The sequence below is a fragment of the Salipiger sp. PrR003 genome (assembly GCF_010500785.1).
GTDB lineage: Bacteria > Pseudomonadota > Alphaproteobacteria > Rhodobacterales > Rhodobacteraceae > Salipiger > Salipiger pacificus_A.
The window spans coordinates 22,361-46,897 of sequence record NZ_JAAGOV010000047.1 but is presented as its reverse complement, the minus strand read 5'-3'; the positions used below and the strand labels follow the sequence as shown (position 1 = coordinate 46,897).

Annotated in this window: 21 protein-coding genes; 11 read left to right on the top strand and 10 right to left on the bottom strand. The window is 65.8% G+C overall.

Translation table 11 applies throughout. The features are described 5' to 3' along the window. The first annotated feature begins 200 nt into the window (after positions 1-200). Entirely contained in the window at positions 201-1,466 is a 1,266-nt protein-coding gene (locus G0D83_RS17545) for an MFS transporter (RefSeq protein WP_164196087.1), read from the top strand. Positions 1,467-1,653: 187 nt separating this feature from the next. Further along, complete coding sequence (locus tag G0D83_RS17540; protein WP_164196085.1) at positions 1,654-3,033, top strand: multicopper oxidase family protein; 1,380 nt, start codon at positions 1,654-1,656, stop codon at positions 3,031-3,033. A gap of 67 nt (positions 3,034-3,100) precedes the next feature. On the opposite strand, the gene G0D83_RS17535 is transcribed toward G0D83_RS17540, so the two are convergent. The 5 genes from G0D83_RS17535 to G0D83_RS17515 form a co-directional block, all read right to left on the bottom strand. Then, a complete protein-coding gene (locus tag G0D83_RS17535; protein ID WP_164196083.1) occupies positions 3,101-4,609 on the bottom strand; it encodes a multicopper oxidase family protein in 1,509 nt (502 codons plus the stop codon). Between the two features lie 52 nt (positions 4,610-4,661). Further along, positions 4,662-5,009: a hypothetical protein gene (locus G0D83_RS17530; RefSeq protein ID WP_164196077.1), complete on the bottom strand. Its 348-nt coding sequence runs from the start codon at positions 5,007-5,009 to the stop codon at positions 4,662-4,664. Between the two features lie 184 nt (positions 5,010-5,193). Continuing rightward, positions 5,194-5,631, bottom strand: coding sequence for a c-type cytochrome (locus G0D83_RS17525; protein WP_164196076.1), 438 nt, complete (start codon positions 5,629-5,631; stop codon positions 5,194-5,196). After that, positions 5,628-8,099, bottom strand: a complete 2,472-nt coding sequence (locus tag G0D83_RS17520) for a heavy metal translocating P-type ATPase (protein WP_164196075.1) — start codon at positions 8,097-8,099, stop codon at positions 5,628-5,630. The genes G0D83_RS17525 and G0D83_RS17520 overlap by 4 nt, the downstream gene beginning before the upstream one ends. A gap of 596 nt (positions 8,100-8,695) precedes the next feature. Then, a complete protein-coding gene (locus G0D83_RS17515) occupies positions 8,696-9,517 on the bottom strand; it encodes an ion transporter (RefSeq protein WP_164196073.1) in 822 nt (273 codons plus the stop codon). Between G0D83_RS17515 and G0D83_RS17510 the strand changes: the two genes are divergently transcribed. The 8 genes from G0D83_RS17510 to G0D83_RS17475 all read left to right on the top strand — a co-directional run bounded on the left by G0D83_RS17510 (position 9,517) and on the right by G0D83_RS17475 (position 18,147). Continuing rightward, positions 9,517-9,873 (top strand): hypothetical protein, encoded by a 357-nt coding sequence (locus G0D83_RS17510; protein WP_164196071.1) that lies wholly within the window; start codon positions 9,517-9,519, stop codon positions 9,871-9,873. The two genes, G0D83_RS17515 and G0D83_RS17510, sit on opposite strands and share 1 nt — an antisense overlap. A 369-nt stretch (positions 9,874-10,242) precedes the next feature. Then, positions 10,243-11,343: a transporter substrate-binding protein gene (locus tag G0D83_RS17505; protein ID WP_164196070.1), complete on the top strand. Its 1,101-nt coding sequence runs from the start codon at positions 10,243-10,245 to the stop codon at positions 11,341-11,343. Next, the gene (locus G0D83_RS17500) at positions 11,340-11,939 is read left to right on the top strand and encodes an ANTAR domain-containing response regulator (RefSeq protein WP_164196069.1); all 600 of its coding nucleotides are present in this window, start codon (positions 11,340-11,342) and stop codon (positions 11,937-11,939) included. The genes G0D83_RS17505 and G0D83_RS17500 overlap by 4 nt, the downstream gene beginning before the upstream one ends. Continuing rightward, positions 11,932-12,822, top strand: coding sequence for an ABC transporter permease (locus G0D83_RS17495; protein ID WP_164196068.1), 891 nt, complete (start codon positions 11,932-11,934; stop codon positions 12,820-12,822). Before G0D83_RS17500 ends, G0D83_RS17495 begins: the two co-directional genes overlap by 8 nt. Further along, entirely contained in the window at positions 12,822-13,742 is a 921-nt protein-coding gene (locus G0D83_RS17490) for an ABC transporter permease (protein ID WP_108968722.1), read from the top strand. The genes G0D83_RS17495 and G0D83_RS17490 overlap by 1 nt, the downstream gene beginning before the upstream one ends. Before the next feature lie 43 nt (positions 13,743-13,785). Further along, entirely contained in the window at positions 13,786-15,405 is a 1,620-nt protein-coding gene (locus tag G0D83_RS17485; RefSeq protein ID WP_164196067.1) for an ABC transporter substrate-binding protein, read from the top strand. A 4-nt stretch (positions 15,406-15,409) separates the two neighbouring features. Next, entirely contained in the window at positions 15,410-16,369 is a 960-nt protein-coding gene (locus G0D83_RS17480) for an acetamidase/formamidase family protein (protein ID WP_108968719.1), read from the top strand. Continuing rightward, complete coding sequence (locus tag G0D83_RS17475) at positions 16,366-18,147, top strand: ABC transporter ATP-binding protein (RefSeq protein ID WP_164196066.1); 1,782 nt, start codon at positions 16,366-16,368, stop codon at positions 18,145-18,147. Before G0D83_RS17480 ends, G0D83_RS17475 begins: the two co-directional genes overlap by 4 nt. Before the next feature lie 112 nt (positions 18,148-18,259). Here the strand turns inward: G0D83_RS17475 and G0D83_RS17470 are convergent, their stop codons facing one another. Genes G0D83_RS17470 through G0D83_RS17450 form a run of 5 tightly spaced genes read right to left on the bottom strand, consistent with a single transcriptional unit; the run spans position 18,260 to position 23,199 of the window. After that, on the bottom strand, positions 18,260-19,363 hold the full coding sequence (locus G0D83_RS17470; protein WP_164196065.1) for a P1 family peptidase: 1,104 nt from the start codon (positions 19,361-19,363) through the stop codon (positions 18,260-18,262). Further along, the gene (locus G0D83_RS17465; RefSeq protein WP_164196064.1) at positions 19,360-20,178 is read right to left on the bottom strand and encodes an ABC transporter permease; all 819 of its coding nucleotides are present in this window, start codon (positions 20,176-20,178) and stop codon (positions 19,360-19,362) included. The genes G0D83_RS17470 and G0D83_RS17465 overlap by 4 nt, the downstream gene beginning before the upstream one ends. Further along, positions 20,175-21,059: an ABC transporter permease gene (locus G0D83_RS17460; RefSeq protein ID WP_164196063.1), complete on the bottom strand. Its 885-nt coding sequence runs from the start codon at positions 21,057-21,059 to the stop codon at positions 20,175-20,177. The genes G0D83_RS17465 and G0D83_RS17460 overlap by 4 nt, the downstream gene beginning before the upstream one ends. Further along, positions 21,056-22,117, bottom strand: a complete 1,062-nt coding sequence (locus G0D83_RS17455; RefSeq protein ID WP_235940087.1) for an ABC transporter ATP-binding protein — start codon at positions 22,115-22,117, stop codon at positions 21,056-21,058. The genes G0D83_RS17460 and G0D83_RS17455 overlap by 4 nt, the downstream gene beginning before the upstream one ends. A gap of 59 nt (positions 22,118-22,176) precedes the next feature. Further along, a complete protein-coding gene (locus tag G0D83_RS17450; RefSeq protein ID WP_164196060.1) occupies positions 22,177-23,199 on the bottom strand; it encodes a PotD/PotF family extracellular solute-binding protein in 1,023 nt (340 codons plus the stop codon). A gap of 112 nt (positions 23,200-23,311) precedes the next feature. Between G0D83_RS17450 and G0D83_RS17445 the strand changes: the two genes are divergently transcribed. After that, positions 23,312-24,178, top strand: a complete 867-nt coding sequence (locus G0D83_RS17445; protein WP_164196059.1) for a MurR/RpiR family transcriptional regulator — start codon at positions 23,312-23,314, stop codon at positions 24,176-24,178. The last annotated feature ends 359 nt before the right edge of the window (positions 24,179-24,537 follow it).

Genomic DNA, 24,537 nt, shown 5'->3' with positions numbered 1-24,537 from the left:
GGAAATTGGGGGGGCCGGCTCAGAAGACCGTCGCCTGCATGGGCGCCGCCGGAAGGAGATGAGGTCGGAAATTGGAAGCAAGGGTGTCAAATTCAGCCGATGTCGCAAAGCCTTCAACTGATGACGCGCATGCGCCTCGCCAGAGCCAGGATATGGTGCAAGGATCGACAGCGCACCTGCTCACATAAGAAAGACGCCTCATGATTTCCGTTCTCGGCACCGTCTGGGCGCTGCTCCTCGGCATCCTGCTCATCATGCTCGGCAACGGCATGCAGTTCACTTTGATCGGCTTGCGCGGGGATCTCGAGGGCTTCTCGACCGCCGCGCTCGCGGTCATCACCTCGGGCTACTACATCGGCTTTCTTTCTGGGGCCCGCGTCACCCCCGTGCTGATCCGCCGCGTCGGGCACGTTCGCGTCTTTGCGGCACTGGGCAGCTTCATGTCGGCCGGCCTGATCGCCTTGCCGCTCGCGACCGAGATCTGGGCCTGGACGCTGTTGCGCCTGATCATCGGATTTTGCATGTCCGGGGTCTACGTGTCGGCGGAAAGCTGGTTGAACCACGCTGCCACCAACGACACACGCGGCAAGGTGCTTTCGGCATACATGTTCGCCCAAACCCTGGGCGTGATCGGGGCGCAATGGCTTCTGACCCTGGGCGATGCGGCGACCTCCGGCCTGTTCATCGTTGCCTCGATCTTGGTGTCGCTCTCCTTCGGCCCAATCCTGCTCTCGGTGTCCCCCACGCCCGCGGTCAAGGTCACGCGCGCGATGTCGCTCAGGGAACTTTTTGGCCACGCGCCTCTGAGCACTGTCGGAACGTTTCTGCTGGGCAGCATCTACGCAACCCAGTCGGGGATGGGGGCTGTCTTCGGCACGCAGATCGGGCTCTCGACACCACAGATCGCGCTCTTCGTCGCCATGCTCTTTGCGGGCGCGCTGTTCCTTCAGTTCCCCATCGGCTGGCTGTCGGACATCATGGACCGGCGCAAGCTCATCTTGGGGGCCGCCGCCCTCGGCGCGGCGGCCTGCGTGTTCGGCCTGACCACGGAAGGCCGGTCGGAATTGCTTCTGATCGCGGCCTTCCTTGCCGGTGGGGTGACGACGCCGCTGTATTCGCTCTTTCTGGCCTATGCGAATGACGACCTGCCAGCCGATGACATGCCCGCAGCGTCGGGGGGGCTGGTCTTCGTCTTTGGCATCGGCGCCATCGGAGGGCCGCTTCTCGCCGGTTGGGCCATGCAGCTCTTCGGACCTCAAGGGTTTTGGTTCTTGCTGGCGGTGACCTTCGGCGGGATCGTGCTTTATGCGCTCTATCGGATGACTCAGCGGCCGCCGCTCCAGGTCAAGGATACCGACAGCTACCTGAACGTTCTGCCGACGACGTCCATGGTAGCCATTGAGGCCGCAACGAGTTGGGCGGTGGAGCACGCGGAAGGCGAGCAGAGCGACAAGATCCCTGGGTAGGAACAGCGGGGCATGACAGGTCAACGCCGCACGCCCGGCACGAGAGACAAGACCCATCGAACGGATGTGGCCTGATATGGTAGACGTCCCACCCACATGCCGCAGCAGCCCCGCACGACGCGGGGCACCGAGAAGACGATCATTGACGATGCCCGCGAGATGCAATGCGCGAAAGGGATCACCTGATATGCCATTCACACGACGCGCCTTCTGCACGGGACTTGCCGCGCTTCCCCTGTCACGCCCCGCATGGGCGCAGGAGACGCCCCTGTTGACCGCCGGCCCCGCCACCGTCCAGCTCGCGCCCGAGGGCTATCCGGCGACCGAGGTCTGGGGCTACGACGGCCTGCTTCCCGGTCCGCAAATCCGCGTGCCGCAGGGCAGCCGCCTTTCTAGGCGCCTGGTCAACGGATTGCAGGTGCCGACCTCGGTGCATTGGCACGGCATCCGCATCGACAACGCGATGGACGGCGTGGCGGGACTGACGCAGGATCCCGTGCCGCCGGGCGGGCGTTTCGACTATGCCTTCGAGCTGCCGGATGCCGGGACCTACTGGTACCACGCCCACACCAACTCCATGGAGCAGGTGGCACGCGGCCTCTCCGGGGCGCTGATCGTCGAGGAAAGCACGCCGCCGGACATCGACCGGGACGAGGTGCTGATGCTCGACGACTGGCTGCTCGACCCGGAGACCGGCCGCTTCGCCGGGGATTTCGGCAATCCGATGATGCGCAGTCACGCAGGGCGCCTGGGCAATTTGCTGGGGATCAACGGCCGGTACGACTTCTCTCTCGAAGCGCGGCAGAACGAGCGCCTGCGTCTGCGGCTCATCAATGCCGCCAACGCCTGCATCTTCATGCTCAGGCTCGAAGGAATGGTGGGCTGGACGGTCGCGCTTGACGGGATGCCGCTGGCACAGCCCGAGCCGGTGAGCACCGAGATCATCCTCGCCCCGGCGCAGCGCGTCGATCTGATTGTCGATGTCACCGCCGAGGCGGGCACGCCCGCGGCGCTGCTCAGCTACGCCGACGACGACAGTTGGCAGGCGCTTGCCGAGGTGACTGTGACCGGCCCGAAGAGCAGCGCGCGGCGCGCCGTCCCCGCGCCGCTACCGCCCAACCCGCGCATGGATGTGCCAGGTGTCGCCGAGGCCGAACTGCGCGAGATGCGGATGGAAGGCGGTGCGATGCGTGGCATGGCGTCGGGCCGGTTCGAGGGGCAGGACATGGATTTCCAGAAGCTTGTGCAGCGTGGGCAATTCTGGGCGCTGTCGGGCCAGGTGGGGCGCGGCGAGGCCCCCTTTGCTCGCTACGCCCTCGGCGAGACCGCGCGCATCCGGTGGGTCAACGACACGGTCTTTCCCCATGCGATGCACCTGCACGGCATGCACTTCCGCACGGTCGCCGCCGATGGGTCCCAGGGGCCGATGCGCGACACGTTGCTGATCAAGCCGCAGGAAAGCGCAGAGGTCGCCTTCGTCGCGGACAACCCCGGGAAATGGCTTCTGCATTGCCACATGCTCGGTCATGCAGCCTCGGGGATGACGACCTGGATCGAGGTGGCCTGATCCGCCCAGGCCGACAGCGAAAAACACCGGCGGCGCGAGCGTCTCGCCCGCACCGCCGGTCCTTGGCTCAGGCCGTGGCCCGCACCTGAAGCTCTGTCATCATGCCGGTCGCCAGATGCCCCATGTGATGGCAATGCATCATCCAGCGCGCCGCCTCGCCCGCGTCGAATGCCACCGTGACCGAGCCCATCGCCGGCACGAAGACCGTATCGCGCAGCGCCCCCCGCACAGGCTGGTTACCGACCGCGACGACCTGGAAGACATGGCCGTGGAGGTGCATCGGATGCGCCATCATCGACATGTTGTGGAACATCATTTCGACCCGCGCACCCTGGGGCACCGTGATTGGGCTGTGATCCTCCCAGACGGCGCCGTTGATGGTCCAGACATAGGGGGTCATCGCGCCTCCGAGCATCACCATCTGCCGCGCATCCGGGGTCCGGGCTGCGAGCGGCGAGACGGCGCGCAGCGCAAGCTCCTGCCGCATGTCACCAGCGACGGGCGGGGTCTCGGTCGCGGCGCGGGTCGGCAGGCGCGGCACGGAGGCGCCCCGCGGTGCGAGAACGAGCCCGGTCTGTTCTTGCGCGCCCTCCCGCAGCGCGAGCACCGGTCGTGCAAGCCCGTCACCCGGCAGATCGAGCTCGATCTCCAGCCGTTGGCCCGAGGCGATCGGAAAGCGCGTGTCGAAAAACGGCTCGACCCTGTCCCCGTCCACCGCGAGCAGCCGGCCCCGCAGTTCCCCGGTGTCGATCCAGTAGGCGGTCATCGATGAGCCATTGATGATCCGCAGCCGCACCCGACCGTTGCGCTCGACGGTCACGACCTCCGGATCATCAAGCGTGCGATCGTTGGTGAGATAGGCGTCGAAATGGAAATCGTTGATGTCCATCGGCATGCCAGGCCCCCCGCTCATTCCGGGCATAGGGCCATTGCCCGAACTTCCGCCCGTCGGGGCCATAGCGTCCGACCTCGCCCCGCCGTGGTGCATGGTGGCATGGTTCATCGGCGCCGGAGCGTGGGCTCCGCCATGGTGCCCGCCGGTGCTGCCGGCGGTCTCTGCCAGCACCTCTTCGGGGGATTTGAAGCTGAAGTCATGCAGGAACATCACCACCTCCTGCCGATCGGCGGCCACGTCCTCGGCGCTGCGCACGATCAGCGGCGCGGCAAGCATGGCGATCTCCTGCTGTGGGATGTGGCTGTGCATCCAGAAGCTGCCCGGACGCGCCGTGAAGTCATAGGCGCGGCGTTCGCCGATCTTGAGCATCGGGTTGGTGTTGGGCGCGCCGTCCTGCGCATTGGGCGGGAGCTGCCCGTGCCAGTGGATGATCGTCTCCACATCGAGGTCATTGGTCAGATCGACGGCGAAGCGCTGGCCGGGGTCGAGGGTCAGCCCCTGCCCCCCCGTGCGATTCGTCAGCCCCATGACGGTCGCGGCGCGGCCGTTCACCTCAAGAGTGCGGGTGCCCGCGGTGAGCGAGAGCCGATCCGTCGCTGCCCGCGCCCTTGCGGGCAGCAGCAGCGCGGCAGACATGGCGGCAGAAGCGGCGAGAAAGCCGCGGCGGGAATACTGGGTCATGATGATCTCCGGAAAATGAAGTTTCGCGAGGCGGGACCGAGTCCCGTGGAGATCAGCTTCGGGGAGGCGGCGATGTGGGCGCGAAGTCCCGGGAGGACAGCGACACATCGGCCATCGACGCAACGATGCGCGACCCATGTGCCTTGCCGGGGCTGGGCAGATCTGCGCTGCGGGCCGCGTCCAGCGGCAGGCAGTGCAGTGCGCAGATCTGGGCGTGGCTCTTGTCGTGCATCGCGCCATGGCTAACGGCGGCTTGCTGCGCGGAATGGTCCGCATGCGCCATGGCCCTATTGTCGCAGCAGAGCGCGCTGGACGCCATGGCGCGCACCGGCCCGGCCGGCAAGGCGGTCCAGACCCCAAGAAGGGTCAGCAGTAGCAGGCGAAGCACAAGCTGTGTCATGGCGCAACGCTACGCCTTTCGCGGGACGGCGTCAGATCACGTTCGCGGCACGAGGGTGCGGTTTGCGCTTAGGTCCGCGAGGTCGATGCCACCGCGATGAGGGCGCACGCGCGGCTGAGTGCGCAGCGACGGCCCTGTGCGGAGGGATAAGGTCCATCGAGGAACCGTGTCAGGACGATGCGCGCTACCCGGGCGTCGCGGAGATCTCCGCCTGATGCGCGCGCAGCTCCTCCGGCCAAGTCGACTTGATGTAGGTGAAAATGGCCTCGATCTGCGCGTCTGTAAGCTGATCAGCGAAGCCCGGCATGTTGCTCTCATAGCCATTTCCGACCACGGCGGCGGTGCCCAGCTTGGTGATCCGGAAGAGCACCTCGTCGGGGTGGTGCCAGGTGTGACCGCTGGCGTCATGCGGAGGGGCAGGCAGGCGGCCGTCAGGGCCCGGGGTGCGCCAGTTCGGCTGGCCTTCGAGGCGTGCCCCGTGGCAGGCGGCGCAGGTTTCCGCGTAGAGCGCCTTGCCTTCGGCGATCTGGGCAGAGCCTGCCGGGGCACCTTCGGCCCCGACGAAGACAAACCAACCCGCGCCCGCAACAAGCACCAGCGCGACAAGACCCAGCCATTTCACAGCTTCACCCCCCGCAGTCGCAGCGCGTTTGCGATCACCGAGACCGACGAGAGGCTCATCGCCGCCGCCGCGACGATGGGCGAAAGCAGGATGCCGAAGAGCGGGTAGAGGATGCCCGCCGCCAGCGGCACGCCGGCCGAGTTGTAGACGAAGGCAAAGAACAGGTTCTGGCGGATGTTGCGCATGGTCGCCTCGGCGAGGTGGCGCGCCCGGACGATGCCGCCGAGGTCTCCCTTGACCAGCGTGATACCGGCGCTTTCCATCGCCACGTCCGCGCCGGTGCCCATGGCGATGCCGACGTCCGCAGCCGCGAGCGCCGGGGCGTCGTTCACCCCGTCTCCGGCCATGGCAACCGACAGCCCCTCGCGGCGCAATTTCTCGATCAGCGCGTGCTTGTCCTCGGGGCTGACCTCGGCATGCACCTCGTCGATATTGAGCTCCCGCGCGACCGCTTCGGCCGTGGCCTTCGCATCGCCGGTGGCCATGACGATGCGCAACCCGGCCTCGTGCAGGGCGCGGATCGCCTCGGGCGTGCTCTCCTTCACCTGGTCGGCGACCGCGACCAGCCCGGCGGCGCGCCCGCCCACGGCGACGAACATCGCGGTCTTGCCGTCGCGTTGAAGGTCGCTGGCGCGGTCATTCAAGGCGCCAAGGTCCACGTCTTCATCCGCCATCAGCGCCGCATTGCCGAGAGCCACGCGCTGTCCGCCAACGCTGCCAATCACGCCTTTGCCGGTGACCGCTTCGAAGTCCGAGGACTCGCGCTCGGGTGCCCCGGCTGCTCGCGCGCCAGCGGTGATCGCTTCTGCCAACGGGTGCTCGGACCCGCGTTCCAGCGCGGCGGCAAAGGCGAGAAGTTCGATCTTATCCGTCCCCTCGGCGGGCTCAGCGTCGGTAAGCGTCGGCTTGCCCTCGGTCAGCGTGCCGGTCTTGTCGACCACCAGCACATCGACCTTGGAGAACCGCTCCAGTGCCTCAGCGTCGCGGATCAGCACGCCCGCCTGCGCACCGCGCCCGGTCGCCACCATGATCGACATCGGCGTCGCGAGGCCAAGCGCGCAGGGGCAGGCGATGATCAGCACCGAGACCGCCGCGACGAAGGCGTAGGAAAGCGCGGGGGACGGGCCGAAGACCGTCCATGCGAGGAAAGCCAGAACCGCCACGCCCACGACCGCAGGGACGAAATAGGCCGCCACACGGTCGGCCATCGCCTGGATCGGCGCACGCGATCGCTGCGCCTTGGACACCATCTCGACAATGCGCGAGAGGGTGGTCTCGGAGCCGACATTCTCGGCCCGCATCAGGAAGCTGCCGGTCTTATTGAGCGTGCCGCCGGTGACGGGCTCACCTTGGGTCTTCTCGACCGGCACCGGCTCGCCGGTGATCATGCTCTCGTCCACCGAAGAGCGCCCCTCGGTCACCACGCCGTCCGCCGGCACGCTCTCGCCGGGACGCACGCGCAGGATGTCGCCCGAGGCGACCTCGTCCAGCGGCACGTCCTCCTCCCTCCCGCCCGTCACCCGCCGCGCCGTCTTGGGCGCGAGATCGAGAAGCGCGCGGATCGCGTCGCCGGTGCGCTCGCGGGCGGCCAGTTCCATGACCTGCCCGACCAGCACCAGCACGAGGATCACCGCCGCCGCCTCGAAGTAGACCGGCGTCATGCCCATGCCGTCGCGCATCGCTGCGGGGAAGAGGCCGGGCGCCAGCAGAGAAACGATGGAAAAGACATAGGCCGCACCGGTACCGAGCGCGATCAGCGTCCACATGTTGGGCGAGCGGTTGACGATCGAGGCCCAGCCCCGCTTGAAGAACGGCCAGCAGAGGATCACCACCGGCGTAGCCAGTGCGAACTGAACCCAGCCAAAGAGCCTATGTCCGATCCAGTCGGCGAAGGGGATGCCGATGTGCGCCCCCATCTCCAGCACGAAGACCAGCGCCGCCAGCGGCGCGGTGATCTTCAGGCGGCGCTTGAAGTCGACGTATTCGGGGTTCGGCCCGCTGTCCGCCGAGGGGGTCATCGGCTCCAGCGCCATGCCGCACTTGGGGCAGTCGCCGGGCGCATCGCGGATGATCTCGGGGTGCATCGGGCAGGTGTATTGCGTGCCCTCGGGCATCGGCTCGGGCGCGGGGCGGTGGCCGAGATAGGCCTCGGGCTCCGCCTCGAACTTCGACTGACAGCCCTCGGAGCAGAAGTAGACCTTCTGACCGCCGTGCTTGAGCATGTGGACGGCGGTAGAGCGCTCGACCTGCATGCCGCAGACAGGGTCTGTGGCGGCGAGATAGGCGTTTGGGTCTGTGCGGAATTTCTCGCGGCAGCCCTCGGAGCAGAAGTGGTAGTGGTGGCCGTCGTGCTCGAAGCCCGGCGTGTCGGCCCTGGGGTCCACTGTCATCCCGCAGACCGGATCGCGGGTCACGTCCTGGGCCGCGACTTCCGGCTCGGCATCACTTGTGTGGTCAGAATGGGCCATGGGAACCTCCGGGCGCGGGTGTCAGTGTCCCACGATGACTTGGGGGTTCCAGCAGGGGGAAGGTCAAGAAAAACTCGCACGGCGTTGGACCAGGATCTGCGCAGCCTCGGCGCTCAGCCCCTCCGGCGTGGCCCGCGCGAAGGTTGCTTCCGGACGCCTGCCGGCCCTTGGCCATCGCGCCCAATGCCATAAGCCGGGGATTGGCCGCCTTATCCCTTCCGTCCGGGCTCGGTCGCGACCACGCGCAAGGGGGCCGCCCGCGGTATGACCATGGTGTTCGGCCCGATCCTTTGGCTGATCGTCTTGGGGTTGGTTGTGGTCGCGGTTATAGGGCTTCGAGAGACACCAGGCCTGCCGGGACCGATCCGGCCCAGGTGGCCGCCCTGTCCGCAGCGGTCGAGAAGACGGTCACCGACCCCGACCAGATCGCCATGACCGAGTTCGCGGGCGTGACAGGCGCAGCGAGGCGCGCTTGGCCGACGATCGCGGTTCCGCGCCTGCAACAGACACATGCGCAGTTCCCGGCAACGGGGTGCGGGTCTGCGAAGGTCCCCGTCCCTCGGTCAGAAGCGAGCCGCTCCGCGCTGGCAACGCCGTCATCCGCGCGCCCGTGCGCCAGCCCCAGGCTCGGCGACGCGCTGCGCCGTCCCTTCGTTTGCCACGTTGAGGTGCTCTTCGATCGCGGCCAGGCGGCGGATCACCTCGTCACGGTAGGTATCCGTGGCGGCGTTCGATTCCTCCGCATGGGCGTCCTGCATCGAATTGACGATCAGGCCGACCACGAGGTTCACCACGGCAAAGGTGGTGATCAGGATGAAGGGAACGAAGAAAATCCAGGCGTGCGGGTGGACCTCCATCACGGGTCGGACGATGCCCATGGACCAGCTCTCCAGCGTCATGACCTGGAAAAGCGAATAGAGCGACCCGCCCAACGAGCCAAACCATTCGGGGAAGGTCGCGGCGAAGAGCTTGGTCGCGATCACCGCGGCAATGTAGAAGATTACCCCCATCAGAAGGAAGACCGAGGCCATGCCCGGCAGCGCTGAGATAAAGCCCTCGACCACGCGGCGTAATGTCGGCGCGACCGAGATCACGCGCAGAAGCCGCAAGATCCGCAACGCTCGAAGCACCGACAGCGCACCCGCAGCCGGCACCAGCGCGATGCCGACCACGAGCAGATCGAAGATGTTCCAGGCGCTGCGGAAGAACCGCAGCCCGCGCGCGTAAAGCTTGGCCACCAGCTCGGCCACGAAGATCGCGAGGCAGGCCGTATCCAGCGCGACGATCACCCCGCCCGCGGCATTCATGACCGATCCGGAGGTTTCCAGGCCCAGGATGATCGCGTTGAACAGGATGACCCCCATGATCGTGTAACGCGTCGATGGTCGATCAAGGAAATCGGAAAGGCGCTGGCGCATTGCTTGTCGGCTCCTGGCTAAAGTCCAGAGCCATCTATGATCGCCGACGCCGATATACCACCCTGACGCCGACGGCCTTTTCGCGGGCCGACCTCATCAATTCCTCGGCGATGGACCTGCAGGTCGAGCTAGTGGACCGGGGGCCCGCCCGAACGCTGAGGCTGCCCAGCGCGATGCTGCTGCCGGACTGGGCCCGCTGGGGGGCTCGATTGGTCGGCTTCACCCGGGAGCGCGCAGCGATCATCTACGACGAACGCCAATTCGACGAGGAAGACCTTCCGACCAGCCATCAAGACCTCGCTCCTTCATTCGCGAGAACGTCGGTATGCATTTTCTTCAGGATTGCAATCTCGTGATATCCCGCGCCGTCTGGGTTCCGAAGACCGCGCGGGAGCCGGAAAAACCGCTTCCCACGCATCCAGCAATTCTGCATCCGCCATCGTCCGCACGCCGGCAGCGACTGGAAAGGGCCTGTGGCGTCGCGCGCCGCTGCAGCAAGTGCCGGGTGGCGCCCTGCCCCATTTGCGAGCGCCCTGACCGCATTGGACGCACAATAATTGAGCACACCTGCCGAAAGTGCCGCATCCAGACCCTGAAACATTTTGACAGCCTCCGCAGGTTTGCGCAGACAAGAGGCAACATATTGGCAAAAGCGCCTCGCACCCTTCGGTCTGTCTTCGCGACACACGCTGGGTGCGAGGCGTTTTTCGTTTCAGGAGCGCCGCGTGACCCGCAGTATCGACATAGGACTTCTCTTCTCAACCTCCGGTCCCTACCGGCTCATGGGACAGGCCAGTCGCGAAGGCGCGCTGAAGGCAATCGAGCAGGTCAATGACGATGTTGAGATAGATATGGTCTTCTGTCCGGTGGAGCGTGACCCGGGCGGCGATATCGATGCCTATGCACCGCTGTGCGAAGACATCCTGAAAAACAGCTCGGCACGGCATGTGATCGGCTGCACAACCAGTTGGAGCCGCAAGGAAGTGATCCCCAGCCTTGAGAGGCTGGGTGGCGTGCTGTGGTATCCCACGCCTTACGAGGGGTTCGAATCCTCTGATCGCGTGGTCTATGCCCATGCCTGCCCCAACCAGCACCTGCTGCCGCTGCTCGAGCACGCCTTTGCAGCCTATGGCAGCCGGTCCTACCTGACGGGATCGAATTATATCTGGGGCTGGGAAATGAACCGCATCGCCCGCGAGGTCAGCGCGAAGCGCGGCGCGCATGTTCTGGGCGAACGGTACGTGCCGATCGGATCGACAGACATCGCCCGCCTTGTCGATGAAATCGCCGCGTTGAAGCCGGACTTTGTCCTGAACCAGCTGATCGGTCCGTCGCAATATGCGTTTCTCGAGGCAATGGCGCAGCTGCGCGCGGACGATCCCGCCTTCGGCGACAACGCGTGCCCGGTCCTGTCGTGCAATATGACCGAGGCCGAACTGGGCGCCATGGGCGCCGCGGCAGAGGGGGTCATCGCCGCCGGTCCATGGTTCAAGGGCATGGCCCCCGCGCTGCCGGGCAACGAGGGGCGTTTCGATTTCGGATCATCTTTCGAGGCGGCGGCGCACGCCTCTGTCATGATGCTGGCCCGCCTGTTGTCGAGCGTGCCGGACGCCGAAGCCCTGAGCCTGCCCGAGCTTTTGGCCATGCCGCGCGCGGCATCAGTGGGGATCAGCCCGCGCACACATCACGTTGCGCTGCCAGTGGCCATCGCCGCGGTGCGCAACGGCAGATTTGTCCCGATCGAGACCCACGCAAAGATCGAAGGCGATCCTTACCTGACGCAGTCGACGCAGCGGCCACAACCGATGCTGCGGGTGGTACGATGAGAGGACGTCTGAGCATTCCCGAACTGGGCGGCGCGCGCGCGGTGATCCTGCACCGGCCACATGCCAACGTGACCGCGCTGGTCCGCCAGTTGGAAGCGGTGGGGCTGCACGTCGAGTGTTGCTGGCCGGAGCTTCCGGCCTCGGTGCGCGGCGCCGACTTTCTCTTCATCGATGTGGACACCGACTTTGACGACCAGTTTCCCTGGAGCCCGGGCGACGCGCCGCTTCCGACCATCGCGCTGATCGGGTCCGAAGCGCCCGGTCGCATCGAATGGCTGATGAACTTCGGCGTCGATGCGCAGATCCTCAAGCCTGTCGGCGACAACGGTGTCTATTCAGCGCTTCTGATCGCGCGGGCGACCTTCGATGCGCGGATCGGCTTGGCTGGCGAAATCCAAAATCTGCGCCAGCGCCTCGGCCAGCGGCAGACCGTGGTGCAGGCCGTGGCCGTGCTGGCGACGCGCGGAAAAACTGAAAACGAGGCCTACGAACAACTGCGCGGCATGGCGATGGCGTGGCGCGTCAGCTTCGAGGAGGCTGCCGCAAGGATCGTGGCCTCGGTCAGCGATGCAAGGACGGACAAGGATCATGGCTGACACGACGGTACAAGCGACATCAACCGCCTCTCCGGCCAGCGCCCTGCGGCGGCTCTTGCGCCGCAAGCTCGCGCTCTTCGGGCTTGCGATCATAACGCTGGTGGTGGGGGGTGCGGCCCTTGCACCGTGGATCGCGCCCTACGCACCTGACGAACAGCTGTTCGAGGGGCTGACGCTCTACGGCGAGCCCATGCCGCCCGGGGGCGACTTTCTCATGGGAACGGACCTGCTGGGCCGCGACTTGTTCAGCAGGATGCTCTACGGCGCGCAGACCTCTCTCATCATCGGGGTGGTCGCCAATGGCGTCGCGCTGGTCATAGGAACACTGGTGGGCGTGCTCGCGGGGTACGTCCGCGGTTGGGTCGGAGCCGTGCTGATGCGGTTCACCGACCTGATGATGGCCTTCCCGGCCCTGTTGCTCGCGATCTGTCTCGCGGCGATCTTCCAGCCGTCGCTTTGGATCGTGGCCATGGTGATTGCGCTGGTCAACTGGGTACAGACGGCGCGGGTGGTCTATACCGAGACCACATCGCTGGCAGAGCGCGAATTCATCGCCGCCGAAAAGACGCTGGGTGCGTCCCGGTCGCGCATCCTGTTCAAGCATATCCTCCCGCACCTCATCCCGACGCTGATCGTCTGGGGCACGCTGGGGATCTCGGTCACCGTGCTGCTCGAGGCGACCCTCAGCTTTCTCGGGGTCGGTGTCCAGCCGCCGACGCCCAGCTGGGGCAACATCATCTTCGAGAACCAGACCTATTTCCAGGCTGCACCCTGGCTGGTCTTCATCCCGGGCGCGGCGATCCTGCTGCTGGCGCTGGCCTTCAACCTCGTGGGCGACGCGCTGCGCGACGTGCTCGATCCGACCCAAAGGGGAAACGACTGATGCCCGGTTACCTGTTTCGCCGCATCATCCAATCCTTGCTGATCCTGCTGGGCGTCAGTTTCATCACCTTCGTGCTGCTCTACGTGCTGCCCGCCGACCCGGTGCGCCAGATCGCCGGGCGGTCCGCTACGGCGCAAACGGTCGAGAACATCCGCCAGCAACTGGGGCTCGACCAGCCGATGCTCGTGCAATACTGGCGCTACCTGTCGGGCCTTGTTCAAGGTGACATGGGACGCAGCTACCTGCAGAAGACCGAGGTCTCGACGCTGATCGCCGCGCGTCTGCCCGCCTCGCTGCTGTTGATGGCCGGCGGGATCTTCTGCGAGCTTCTGATCGGGCTCACGCTTGGTATCGTGGCCGCCCTCTATCGAGGCAAGCCGCTCGACCAGGGGCTGATGCTGACGTCCTTCGTCGCGGTCTCTGCGCCGCAGTTCGTGGTGGGCCTGCTGCTGCTCTATGTGTTTGCGGTGCTGCTTGGATGGTTCCCCATTGGCGGGTACGGCACCTTTGCGCATCTCGTTCTGCCGGCGGTGACGCTGGGGATCATGGGGTCCGGCTGGTATTCCCGCATGATGCGCTCCAGCATGGTCGAGGTGTTGCGGCAGGACTACATTCGCACCGCACGCGCCAAGGGGCTGAAGCGCTCGAAGGTCCTGATGCGCCATGCGCTGCCCAACGCCATCCTGCCCATCATCGCCATGATCGGCATCGATATCGGCATCTTCATGGGCGGCATCGTCGTTGTCGAAAGCGTGTTCGGCTGGCCCGGCATCGGCCAGCTCGCGTGGCAGGCGATCCAGCGCGTCGACATCCCGATCATCATGGGCGTCACCATGGTGTCTGCCACGGCCATCGTGCTGGGCAACCTGCTCGCAGATCTCATTACCCCGCTCATCGACCCGCGCATCAAGTTGCGTTGATCCCTGGGCATCTTCTTCAACTTTAAACCAACAGGGAACGATCATGAAAAAACTACTTCTCTCCACTGCTTTGCTGGCGGCCTCGGCTCTGCCCGGCTTTGCCGAGGGCTACACCGCTGATCCCGATGCCACGCCGGGCGGCATGATCACCGTCACCTACAAGGACGATGTGGCCACGCTCGACCCGGCAATCGGTTACGACTGGCAGAACTGGTCGATGATCAAATCCCTTTTCGATGGGCTGATGGATTACGTTCCCGGCACGACCGAGCTGCGCCCCGGCCTCGCCGAGAGCTACGAGATCTCCGAGGATGGCACGGTCTTCACCTTCACCCTGCGCAAGGGCGTGACCTTCCACAACGGGCGCGAGATGACCGCGGAGGACGTGAAATACTCGCTCGATCGCGTGACCAACCCCGAAACCCAATCGCCCGGCGCAGGCTTCTTTGCCTCCATCGCGGGCTATGATGCCATGGCCTCGGGCGAGACGGATACGCTGGCAGGCGTCGAAGTGGTCGACCCCTCGACGGTCAAGATCACCCTGTCGCGGCCCGACGCGACCTTCCTGCACGTGATGGCGCTGAACTTTGCCTCTGTCGTACCGCAGGAGGCCGTGGCCGAGCATGGCACCGATTTCGGCAAGCATCCCGTCGGCACTGGCGCTTTCAAGCTCGGGGAGTGGACCATCGGTCAGCGGCTCGTCTTCGAAAAGAACGAGGACTACTGGCGCGATGGCGTGCCGTATCTGGATGGCGTGACGTTTGAAGTGGGCCAGGAGCCCATCGTCGCCCTTCTGCGCCTTCAGAACGGCGAGGTAGATGTGCCCGGCGACGGCATCCCCCCGGCAAAATTCCAGGAAGTCATGGGGGACCCGTCGCAGGCCGCGCGCGTGGTCGAAGGCGGCCAGCTGCACACCGGCTACATCACGCTGAACGTCGGCATCGAGCCGCTCGACAAGCTGCCCGTGCGCGAAGCCATCAACATGGCGATCAACAAGGAGCGTATCACCCAGATCATCAACGGCCGCGCCGTGCCCGCGACCCAGCCACTGCCGCCCTCGATGCCGGGCTACACAGACGGCTACGAAGGCTATGCATTCGACGTCGAGGCAGCCAAGGCCAAACTGGCAGAGGCCGGCCTTGGTGACGGTTTCTCCACCGAGCTGTTCGTGATGAACACCGACCCGAACCCGCGTATCGCGCAGGCGATCCAGCAGGACCTGAAGGCCATCGGCGTGGACGTCGCGATCCGCTCTCTCGCGCAGGCGAACGTGATCGAGGCAGGCGGCGCGGGCGAAGCGCCGATGATCTGGTCCGGTGGCATGGCATGGATCGCGGACTTCCCGGACCCGTCGAACTTCTACGGCCCGATCCTGGGGTGTGCCGGTGCGGGCGAAGGCGGCTGGAACTGGTCCAAGTTCTGCGACGAGAGCATCGACGCCATGGCCACCGCCGCCGACAGCATGACCGACCCGTCGGCCCCGGAGCGCCTGGACATGTGGTCCGACGTCTACATGAAGGTCATGGAGCAGGCCCCCTGGGTCCCGGTGTTCAACGAGCAGCGCTACACCGTCAAGTCCGAGCGCATGGGCGGCGCGGATGCGCTCTATGTCGACCCGGTCTCGATCCCGGTCAACTACGACTACGTCTACGTGACCGAGTAAGCGCATGTGCAAGGCCTGTGATTACACGATCCACGGCGCGCAGCACCATTTCGGCTGGGACAATTCCATTGCCCCGGTCGAGACGGTCGCGCCCGGAACGACGATCTGCTTCAACTGCATGGATTCTTCGGCGGGCCAGCTTGGCCCGTCGAGCACCGTTGAGGACGTCAGGACGCTCGACTTCGGCAAGATCAACCCGGTTTCCGGCCCCATTTACATCGATGGCGCAGAACCGGGAGACGCGCTGAAGATCACGCTCGAGGGCTTTGCCCCGCGCGAGCAGGAGGGGTCGGCCTGGGGCTGGACAGCCAATATACCGGGCTTCGGCCTGCTGGCGGACCAGTTTCAGGATCCGGCGCTGACGATCTGGAAGTATGACGCGCAAAGCCTCGCTCCGGCGCTTTGGGGTGACATGGGGCGCGTGCCGCTCAAGCCCTTCACCGGCACCATAGGCGTAGCGCTGGCCGAACCGGGGCTGCATTCCATCGTGCCGCCGCGGCGCACCGGCGGCAATCTCGACATCCGCGATCTGGCCGCCGGGACAGAGCTGTACCTGCCGGTTGAAGTCGCGGGCGCACTGTTCTCCGTGGGCGATACCCACGCGGCGCAGGGCGATGGCGAGGTCTGCGGCACGGCGATCGAAAGCCCGATGGATGTGACGCTGACGCTCGATCTGGTGAAGGGGGCGAACCTCAAGATGCCGCGGTTCACCACGCCGGGGCCGGTGACCAACCACCTCGACCAGAAGGGCTACGAGGTCACGACCGGGATCGGGCCCGACCTGATGAGCGGCGCGCGCGACGCGGTAGCGGGCATGATCGACCTGCTCACGGCCAAGCACGGCATGTCGGCAGTGGATGCCTATATGCTGGTCTCGACTTGCGGCGATCTGCGCATCTCCGAAATCGTCGACATGCCCAACTGGGTCGTCTCCTTCTACTTCCCGCGAATGGTGCTCGAATGACCATGACACAAGCCGCAACCGCCCCTTCGGGGGCGACTGCACCCCTCCTGTCAGTGCGCGAGCTCACCGTCTCCGTCAGGGATCGCGGTGTGGTGCGCCCTCTGGTGGCGGGCCTGTCCTTCGACCTGCACGCCGGCGAAACGCTCGCGATCGCGGGCGAAAGCGGGTCGGGCAAGTCGATCACCTCGCTGGCGTTGATGGGCCTGCTGCCCAACAATGTCGCCGTCACCTCCGGGCAGGCGCTGCTGGACGGAACCGATCTGCCGAAGCTGCCCGAGCCCGAGATGCGCAACTGGCGCGGAGCCCGGCTGGCGATGATCTTCCAGGAACCGATGACCTCGCTGAACCCGGTTCACACGATCGGCAGCCAGATGACAGAGGCGATCCGCGCGCACGCGCCGGTCGCGGCCTCCGCGGCGCGCGCGCAGGCGGTCGAGGCCCTGCGCAAGGTGCGCATTCCCGAACCCGAGCGCCGGATGAAGCAATTCCCCCACGAGCTTTCGGGGGGCATGCGGCAACGGGTCATGATCGCGATGGCCCTCGCGCTGCGGCCGGCGCTGCTGATCGCGGACGAGCCGACCACCGCCCTCGACGTGACGGTGCAACAAGAAGTTCTCGAGCTGTTGCGCGACCTTCAGGCCGAGACCGGGACAGCCATCATCCTGATCACCCACGACATGGGCGTGGTTGCGGAAAGCGCTGATCGCGTCGTGGTGATGCGGCAGGGCCGCATGGTCGAAAGCGCGCCGGTCGACACGCTCTTTGCCGCGCCTCAGCATGACTATACCCGCAGTCTCCTCGCCGCGGTGCCGCGCCTTGGCGCGGGCGCCGAACGGGCCAAGCCCCTGCCACCCGTTTCAACAGCGCCTGCCGCGCGGCTGGTGGACGCCCGGGTGCATTTCGACATCGGCTCAGATTTCTTTGGACGCCCCACGCATCGCGTCCATGCCGTCGAAAAGGTGAGCTTTGACATCCGCCCCGGCGAAACCTTCGGGCTGGTCGGGGAATCCGGCTGTGGCAAGTCCACCATCGCCAAGGCGCTGTCGGGGCTCGTGCCGCACGTGGGACACATCGAGGTCGACGGCAAGGCGCTTGCCGGCCTGACCGACCGGGGACGCCGCGACATCTGCCGCGACATCCAAATGGTTTTCCAAGATCCCATGGCGGCGCTCGATCCGCGCATGACTGTCGGCGAAGCGGTCATGGAGCCGCTCTTGATCCATGGCATCGGTTCGGCCGAAGACCGGATCGCCCGCGCAACGGAGCTCTTCGAGCGCGTGGGCCTGAGCGCTGGTCAGATGCAGCGCTATCCGCATGAATTCTCGGGGGGGCAACGCCAAAGGATCTGCGTGGCCCGCGCATTGGCCCTCAAACCGAAACTGATCATCTGCGACGAGAGCGTCTCCGCGCTTGATGTCTCGGTGCAGGCACAGGTGCTGGCGCTGCTCGAGGAGTTGCAGCAGGAAACGGGGGTGTCCTACCTGTTCATCAGCCATGACATGGCCGTCGTGGAAAATGTCGTGGATCGCCTCGCGGTCATGTACCTGGGGCAAATCGTGGAAATGGGCACCCGTGATCAGGTGTTCGGCAACCCGCAGCACAGCTATACCCGACGCCTTCTGGATGCCGTGCCGATCCCCGATCCGTCGCGCAAGGGCCGCCCGCATGCTCGGCGGGCCACGGACCTTCCCTCGCCCATCTGGAAAATCAACGAGGGGCCTACGCCTGTCAGCCTCCGGGACATCGGTGCCGGCCATCTGGTCGCCGAGGACGGGTGAGGGAACCGGGGGCCTTGATCGGTCGAGGCGCACCAGGCGCATGGACCGCACCCGGCGGCACGCTCAACAGGCAAGCTGAGCCGCCGCACTCCTCGCCGGGAAACGGCTCACCTCACTCCAGCAGCTGCATCAGCCGGTCCGTGTCCAGCGCCCGGCAGATGCCCCCGGCGGGGCGCGCCATGGGCACATCCTCCGCGGCGCAGAGCGCGTTGAGCACGGCCTCGTCCACCGCCTCGACGGCAGCCATGTAGACCGGGTCGAGAAGCTCGTCGTTCAGGCAGGTCATATGCCGCCACGGGCCCGAGAGCTGCGGCAGCGGCATCTCGTTGGCGGTCGAGAAGGCGAGGAAGATGTCCCCCGAGTTGTTGCCCCCCGGCGTCCCGGCGCGCCCGATGCCGATGGCGGCGCGGCGCGACAGCCGTTCAAGCTGGCTCGACGAAAGCGGCAGATCGGTGGCGAGGACCACGATGATCGATCCGCGCTCGGTCACCATGTCCATGACCCGGTGCTCGGGCATCTGTTCGCCGACGCGGCGCCCGGCGACGGTGAGCCAGGGCCGTAGCCCGTGGTTGGCCTGCACCAGCGCCCCGAGGGTGAAGGCTTGGCCGTCGACCTCGAGCTGCCGCGAGGCGGTGCCGGTGCCGCCCTTGAACTCGTAGCAGATCATCCCCGCGCCGCCGCCAGAGTTGCCCTCGCGCACCGGCCCGGGCCGGGCCGCGTCGAGCGCCTGGCGCGCCAGGTCCTCGGTCACATGCAGCCCGTTGATGTCGTTGAGCACGCCGTCATAGGTTTCTGCCACCACCGGCATTGCCCAGAGGTGATTGTCCTCCCAGGTCGCGCCATAGGTCTCGACCATCCAACGCACCGCCGCCGTGTGGCAGGGACCGATGGCATGCGAGTTGGAGATCATGATCGGCCCGGCCAACCAGCCGCCGTCGCGCACCCAGTGGGCGCCGGTCATCTCGCCGTTGCCGTTCAGGCTGAACTGCCCGGCCCAGACCGGCTTCGGCTCGGGATCGCGGCCGCGCGGCAGGATCGCGGTGACCCCGGTCTGCACTTGGATGCCGCGGGTGGCGAGCGACGGATCGCGCGCCGACAGCAGTTCGGTCGTGCCCACCTCGAGGCCCGGCACATCGGTGATGGCGTTCAGCGGACCGGGCGTGCCCGGAAGCGGAATCCCCAGCGCGCGGGCGCGAGGTTTGGTATTGCAGGTCATTTCTGTCGTCTCGATCTGAAGTAGAGGCCGGCGGCGGCGATCACCAGGGTGAAGAGCAGCATCAGCGTGGCGATGGCGTTGATCTCGGGCTTGATGCCGCGACGGAGCAGCCCCCAGATGTGGATGGGCAGCGTGGTGTTGCCGGTGCCGGCGATGAAATAGGTGATGACGAGGTCGTCCATCGAGATGATGAAGGCCAGCAGCCAGCCCCCGAGGATGCCCGGCGCGATGCCCGGCAGGGTCACCTTGCGGAAGGTCTGCGCCGGGGTGGCGCCAAGATCCGCCGAGGCCTCCTCGACCGAGGTGTCGACCTCGGCCAGCCGGGCGGAGACGGTGACGAAGACGTAGGAGATCAGGAATGTCGACTGGCCGATGATGATCGTCAACATCGACAGGTTCATGCCGATGGTGATGAAGAAGATCAGCAGTGCGATGCCCAGCACGATATCGGGCATGATCATCGGCAGCATCATCAGCGTGCGGTAGAAGCGCGCCAGCCGGAAGCGGTAGCGCGCCACGGCGAGCGCCAGCGCGGTGCCGCAGACGGTGGAAAAGACCGAGGTCGAGAGCGCGACGAACAGGCTGGTGCGCACCGCGCCCCAGAGTTGGTCGGTGCTGTCGACATAGGTCGCGCTCTGGGTCAGCGAGGTCTCCATGCCGAAGAGCTGGCGGTACCAATCCAGCGTGAAGCCGTCCCAGATCATCATGTTCAGCGTGTTGGCATTGAAGGAATAGACCACCACCAGCAGGATCGGTGCGTAGACAAAGACGAAGAAGAACAGCCCGTAGAGGGTGAGCAGGCGGCGCAGGATCATGACTGCGCCTCCTTCTTCGCGAGGCGGAACTGCGCGATCAGCAGGATCAAGACCGCGCTCATCACCAGCATCGCGAGCGCCGAGCCGAAGGGCCAGTTGCGCGCCGACAGGAACTGCTGCTCGATCAGGTTGCCGATCATCAGCACCTTCGCCCCGCCCAGCACCGAAGGCACGATGAAGTTGCCCAAGGCGGGAATGAAGGTGATCACCGAGCCTCCGACGATGCCAGGCAGCGTCGCGGGCAGGATCACCTTGCGGAAGGTCTGGACGCGGGTGGCGCCAAGGTCCGACGAGGCCTCAATCTGCGCCATGTCGAGCTTTTCGATCGAGCCGTAGAGCGGCAGGAACATGAAGGGGATGAAAACATAGGTCATCCCCAAGATCACTGCGAAATCGGTGTAGAGAAACTCGATCGGCGCGCCGGTCAGCCCCAGCCCCATGAGCCCCTGATTGAGGAACCCCGTGGGCCGAAGGATCAGCACCCAGGCAAAGAGCCGCACGATCAGGCTGACGAAGAAGGGCAGCGTGACGAGGAAGATCGCGAAGTCGCGCATCCCGGGCCGCATCCGGCTGATCCAGAAGGCGGCGGGATAGCAGACCAGCAGGCTGGCCAGCACGGTCAGCGCCGCCAGCTTCAGCGAGCGCAGGAAAATGGCGATATAGACCGGGTCGAACTTCTCGTAGCGCGTGTCGGCCCAGCCGAGGATGCGTCCGTAGTTGAGATGCGAGAAGATCCAGTCGACCCCGCCGTAGAGCCCCGGAGTCAGGAAGCTGTAGACCAGCATGATCAGCAGCGGACCGAAGAAGAAGACCAGCAGGAAGACCGTCGGCGCACCCAAGAGGCCGACGAGCTGCAGCAGCTTGCGGTGGGCTAGGCTCATGCGGCCACCTCGTCGATCAGGTGCAGACCGTGAGCGGCGGCGTACAGCGTCATTTCCGAGCCGACGCCGGGCAACGCGCTGCTGCTGCGCAATAGAGCGTGCAGCGTGCCGTGGGCGGTCGTTTCCAGCGCGATCTGGTGGTCCGTGCCGGTGTAATAGGTCTCGCGGATGATGCCGGTGAATTTGAGCGCCTGGCCCTCGGGCGGCGCGACAGAAAGCGCCTCGGGGCGCAGCAGCAGCGTCGCCGCACCGGAAGCGTGGGGTGTGGCAAAGCCCTGGCCGTCGGACAGACTGGCGCTGCCGCCGGTGACCGTCACGGGCAAAAGGTTGCTCTCCCCAAGGAAGTCGGCGGTGAAAAGGTTGGCCGGGGTCTGATACAGCTCTGTCGGCGCGCCGATCTGCTGGATCTGCCCATGCGCCAGCACGGCGATCCGGTCCGACATGGTCAGCGCCTCTTCCTGGTCGTGGGTGACGAAGATGAAGCCGATGCCGAGCTCCCGCTGCAGCGCCTTCAGTTCCTGCTGCATCTTCTGTCGCAGGTTCTTGTCGAGCGCCGAGAGCGGCTCGTCGAGCAGCAGCAGCTTGGGTTTCGCCGCCAACGCCCGCGCCAGAGCGACGCGCTGCTGCTGGCCACCCGAGAGTTGCTGGATGGACCGCTTCTCCATCCCCGCCAGGCCGACCAGTTCCAGCATCTCGCCGACGCGGGCGCGGATCTCGCGCTTGTCCCGACCGGCGATCTCCAGCGCGTAGCCGACGTTGCGCGCCACGCTCATGTGGCCGAATAGCGCGTAGCGCTGGAACACGGTGTTCACCGGGCGGCGATGCGCCGGCATCTGGGTGACGGCGGCACCGTCGATCAGCACCTCGCCCGCGTCCAGCGTCTCGAAGCCGCTGATGGTGCGCAGAAGCGTGGTCTTGCCGCAGCCCGAAGGGCCGAGCAGGGTGACGAACTCGGCGCTGGCGAGCCTCAGAGAGATGCGGTCGAGCGCGGTCATGCTGCCGCCCTCGGGGGTGCGGAAGGTCTTGCGGGCGTCGATGATTTCAAGCGGAGAAGGCATGGGCGTGCGGTCCTGCGTGCCGGCGGAGAAGCCCCCCGCCGGTTGGGTGTCAAAGGGCGTCATTGCGCGGTCTTGATGCGGGTCCACTCGGAATTGTAGAGCTGCAGGTCGCGGCCCAGGTCTTCGAAGATCTGCAGCTTTTCCATGACATCCTGCGACGGGTAGATCGTCTCGTTCCCGGCGATCTCTTCGGGGATCAACTCCCGTGCGGGCAGGTTGGGGGTGCCGTTCATCTGCTGCTCGACGTTCAGTGCCGCTATCTCGGGGCGCAGGTAGAATTCGAGGAACCTCTTCGCGGCCTCCTTGTTGGGCGCGGATGCCAGCACGCACATGTCCTCCTGGTACAGGGTCGCGCCTTCCTCGGGGATGATGTAGCCGATGGTGTCGGGGTTCTCGGACACGTAAAGGTTTGCGCCCACGTACCAATGCGCCGCCGCCACGTCGCCCGAGATAACCTGCGGCACCGAGTCGTAGGTGAAGGCGGTGACGCCGCCGATGTGGTCGATGATGTAATTCGCCGCGGCCTCGACCTCGGCCGGATCGGTGGAGTTGACCGAGTTGCCGTTCACGATAAGCCCGATGCCGATGGTCTCGCGCAGGTCGTCGAGCAGCGTGATCTTCTTGCCCGCGGCGCCGAGCGCGAAGAAGTCCTCCCAACTCTTGATGTCGCCGGCCAGTTCCTTGTTGTAGACGATGCCGACGTTGCCCCAAGCATAGGGCAGGCAATATTTGGCGTCGGGATCGGTCTGGGCACGGACGAACTGCGGGTCGATGTTCTCGAAGCCCGGGGCCTCGCCGATGTCCGTCTGCGCCAGCAGGCCGAGCTGGAACATGATGTCGTGCATGTGGACGGAGGGGAAGACGATGTCGTAGCCGGTCGCCCCGGCCTGGATCTTCGCCAGCATCTCCTCGTTCGAGCCGTAGCTGTCGAGCGAGACCTCGATGCCGGTCTCTTCGGTGAAGGCCTCCAGTACGGCGGGGTTGATGTAGTCGCCCCAATTATAGAGCGACAGCGTTTCGGCGGCGGCCGCCAGCGGCGCGAGGGTCAGCGCCGTCGTCGCGGCAAGATGCATCTTCTTCATGTGTTCAGTGGCTCCCTGTCAGGCTGTTTTTCGGTTTTGCCTTGAGTCGCCAAAATGGTTCGTTACTGTCATTTTCGTCAAATGTTAGTTTTCTGTCATATGGAGATCCGCCATGACGCAGGGGTTTGCATCCTACGCCGAGGCTCCGATTGATGAATTCGTGAGCAAAGTCGAAGAAGGCATGGCCTCGCTGCCCAAGCAGGAGGCGAAGGTCGCGCAGTATTTCCTGCTCAACCTCAACTCGATCTCCTACGAGACAGGAAAGTCAATCGCGCAGAAGGCGGGGGTTGCCGAGATCACCGTGGGCCGGATGTTGCGCCGGTTCGGCTGCGCCGGGATGAAGGAGTTCAAGGCAATGCTGCGGCACCGCTACTCGGTCACCGGCGAGAGCCTCGCCGAGGAGGGCTTCGAGCTGCCCGAGGACTGGCAGGAGCAGATGACCGCCGAGCTGCGCGCGATCAGCACCGTCTATTCCAAGATGGGAAGCCCCGCCTTCCAGGCCGCAGAACGCTACCTGCGCGAGGCCGATGAGGTCTATGTCACCGGCTTCCAGACCGTGCGCGGCCTTGCCGAGGACACCGCCCGCCGGCTCGCCCTCGCCCGCCCGCGCGTGCGGTTCCTGTCGGGCCATGACAGCATGCTGTCCGAATGGCTCGACCCCCCTGCCCCCGGGAGCAGCTGCCTGCTTGTGATCGATGTCATCCCTTATGCAGCCGAATGCGAGACCATCGCGCGGCTCGCGCGCGAGCAAGGCCGGACGGTGGTGGTGGTGACTGATGAGTACTGCCATTGGGCGCATGAGGTCACCGACGCGGTGATCAACACGCCGTCCAAGACGGGGCTCTTCCTGGAGTCGCTCCTCGGGCTGACCGCAGCGACCGGCCTGCTCATCCACGCCACGGCCAACGCCGCAAACCACGACCTGGACCAGCGAATGCGCGACTGGAAACGGCTGGCGACGCGGATCGGGATCTTCTAGCCCTGCGCGCCCTTGCCCCAATCGGCGCGACGCAGCGGCATTGGGTCTGATGCACTTCCGGAGAGCTCGCGTCGATCATCGCGGCGCAGGCGCTTCTGCGGCGGCCGTAGTCTTGCCCTGACCGCCCTGGGCAAACTTCGACCCTGCTCCCGGCCGCAGGCCTCGGACGAAGTTCCTGGCGCCCAGGTCTCGGTAGCGCCTCGCGCAGCCCTCCTGTCGAAAGGCAGTTTTGGGTGCCGTCGTGCGGCCCACCAATCTCACGCTCGATCTTGGCGGCTGGAGGGTTGCCTTGTTGAATGTGCGTTGGTCTGACACGCCGCCCCGCCGAAGCCTAAGATCACAGTTGACCCAACGTTGGT

Bases quoted from the DNA above. Each gene is read 5' to 3' on its own strand.
- G0D83_RS17500 (WP_164196069.1), top strand. From the start codon at position 11,340: ATGAGAGGACGTCTGAGCATTCCCGAACTGGGCGGCGCGCGCGCGGTG.
- G0D83_RS17515 (WP_164196073.1), bottom strand. From the start codon at position 9,517: ATGCGCCAGCGCCTTTCCGATTTCCTTGATCGACCATCGACGCGTTAC.
- G0D83_RS17485 (WP_164196067.1), top strand. From the start codon at position 13,786: ATGAAAAAACTACTTCTCTCCACTGCTTTGCTGGCGGCCTCGGCTCTG.
- G0D83_RS17535 (WP_164196083.1), bottom strand. From the start codon at position 4,609: ATGACCCAGTATTCCCGCCGCGGCTTTCTCGCCGCTTCTGCCGCCATG.
- G0D83_RS17495 (WP_164196068.1), top strand. From the start codon at position 11,932: ATGGCTGACACGACGGTACAAGCGACATCAACCGCCTCTCCGGCCAGC.
- G0D83_RS17460 (WP_164196063.1), bottom strand. From the start codon at position 21,059: ATGAGCCTAGCCCACCGCAAGCTGCTGCAGCTCGTCGGCCTCTTGGGT.
- G0D83_RS17445 (WP_164196059.1), top strand. From the start codon at position 23,312: ATGACGCAGGGGTTTGCATCCTACGCCGAGGCTCCGATTGATGAATTC.
- G0D83_RS17480 (WP_108968719.1), top strand. From the start codon at position 15,410: ATGTGCAAGGCCTGTGATTACACGATCCACGGCGCGCAGCACCATTTC.
- G0D83_RS17520 (WP_164196075.1), bottom strand. From the start codon at position 8,099: ATGGCCCATTCTGACCACACAAGTGATGCCGAGCCGGAAGTCGCGGCC.
- G0D83_RS17540 (WP_164196085.1), top strand. From the start codon at position 1,654: ATGCCATTCACACGACGCGCCTTCTGCACGGGACTTGCCGCGCTTCCC.
- G0D83_RS17450 (WP_164196060.1), bottom strand. From the start codon at position 23,199: ATGAAGAAGATGCATCTTGCCGCGACGACGGCGCTGACCCTCGCGCCG.
- G0D83_RS17470 (WP_164196065.1), bottom strand. From the start codon at position 19,363: ATGACCTGCAATACCAAACCTCGCGCCCGCGCGCTGGGGATTCCGCTT.
- G0D83_RS17530 (WP_164196077.1), bottom strand. From the start codon at position 5,009: ATGACACAGCTTGTGCTTCGCCTGCTACTGCTGACCCTTCTTGGGGTC.
- G0D83_RS17455 (WP_235940087.1), bottom strand. From the start codon at position 22,117: ATGCCTTCTCCGCTTGAAATCATCGACGCCCGCAAGACCTTCCGCACC.
- G0D83_RS17475 (WP_164196066.1), top strand. From the start codon at position 16,366: ATGACCATGACACAAGCCGCAACCGCCCCTTCGGGGGCGACTGCACCC.
- G0D83_RS17465 (WP_164196064.1), bottom strand. From the start codon at position 20,178: ATGATCCTGCGCCGCCTGCTCACCCTCTACGGGCTGTTCTTCTTCGTC.
- G0D83_RS17490 (WP_108968722.1), top strand. From the start codon at position 12,822: ATGCCCGGTTACCTGTTTCGCCGCATCATCCAATCCTTGCTGATCCTG.
- G0D83_RS17545 (WP_164196087.1), top strand. From the start codon at position 201: ATGATTTCCGTTCTCGGCACCGTCTGGGCGCTGCTCCTCGGCATCCTG.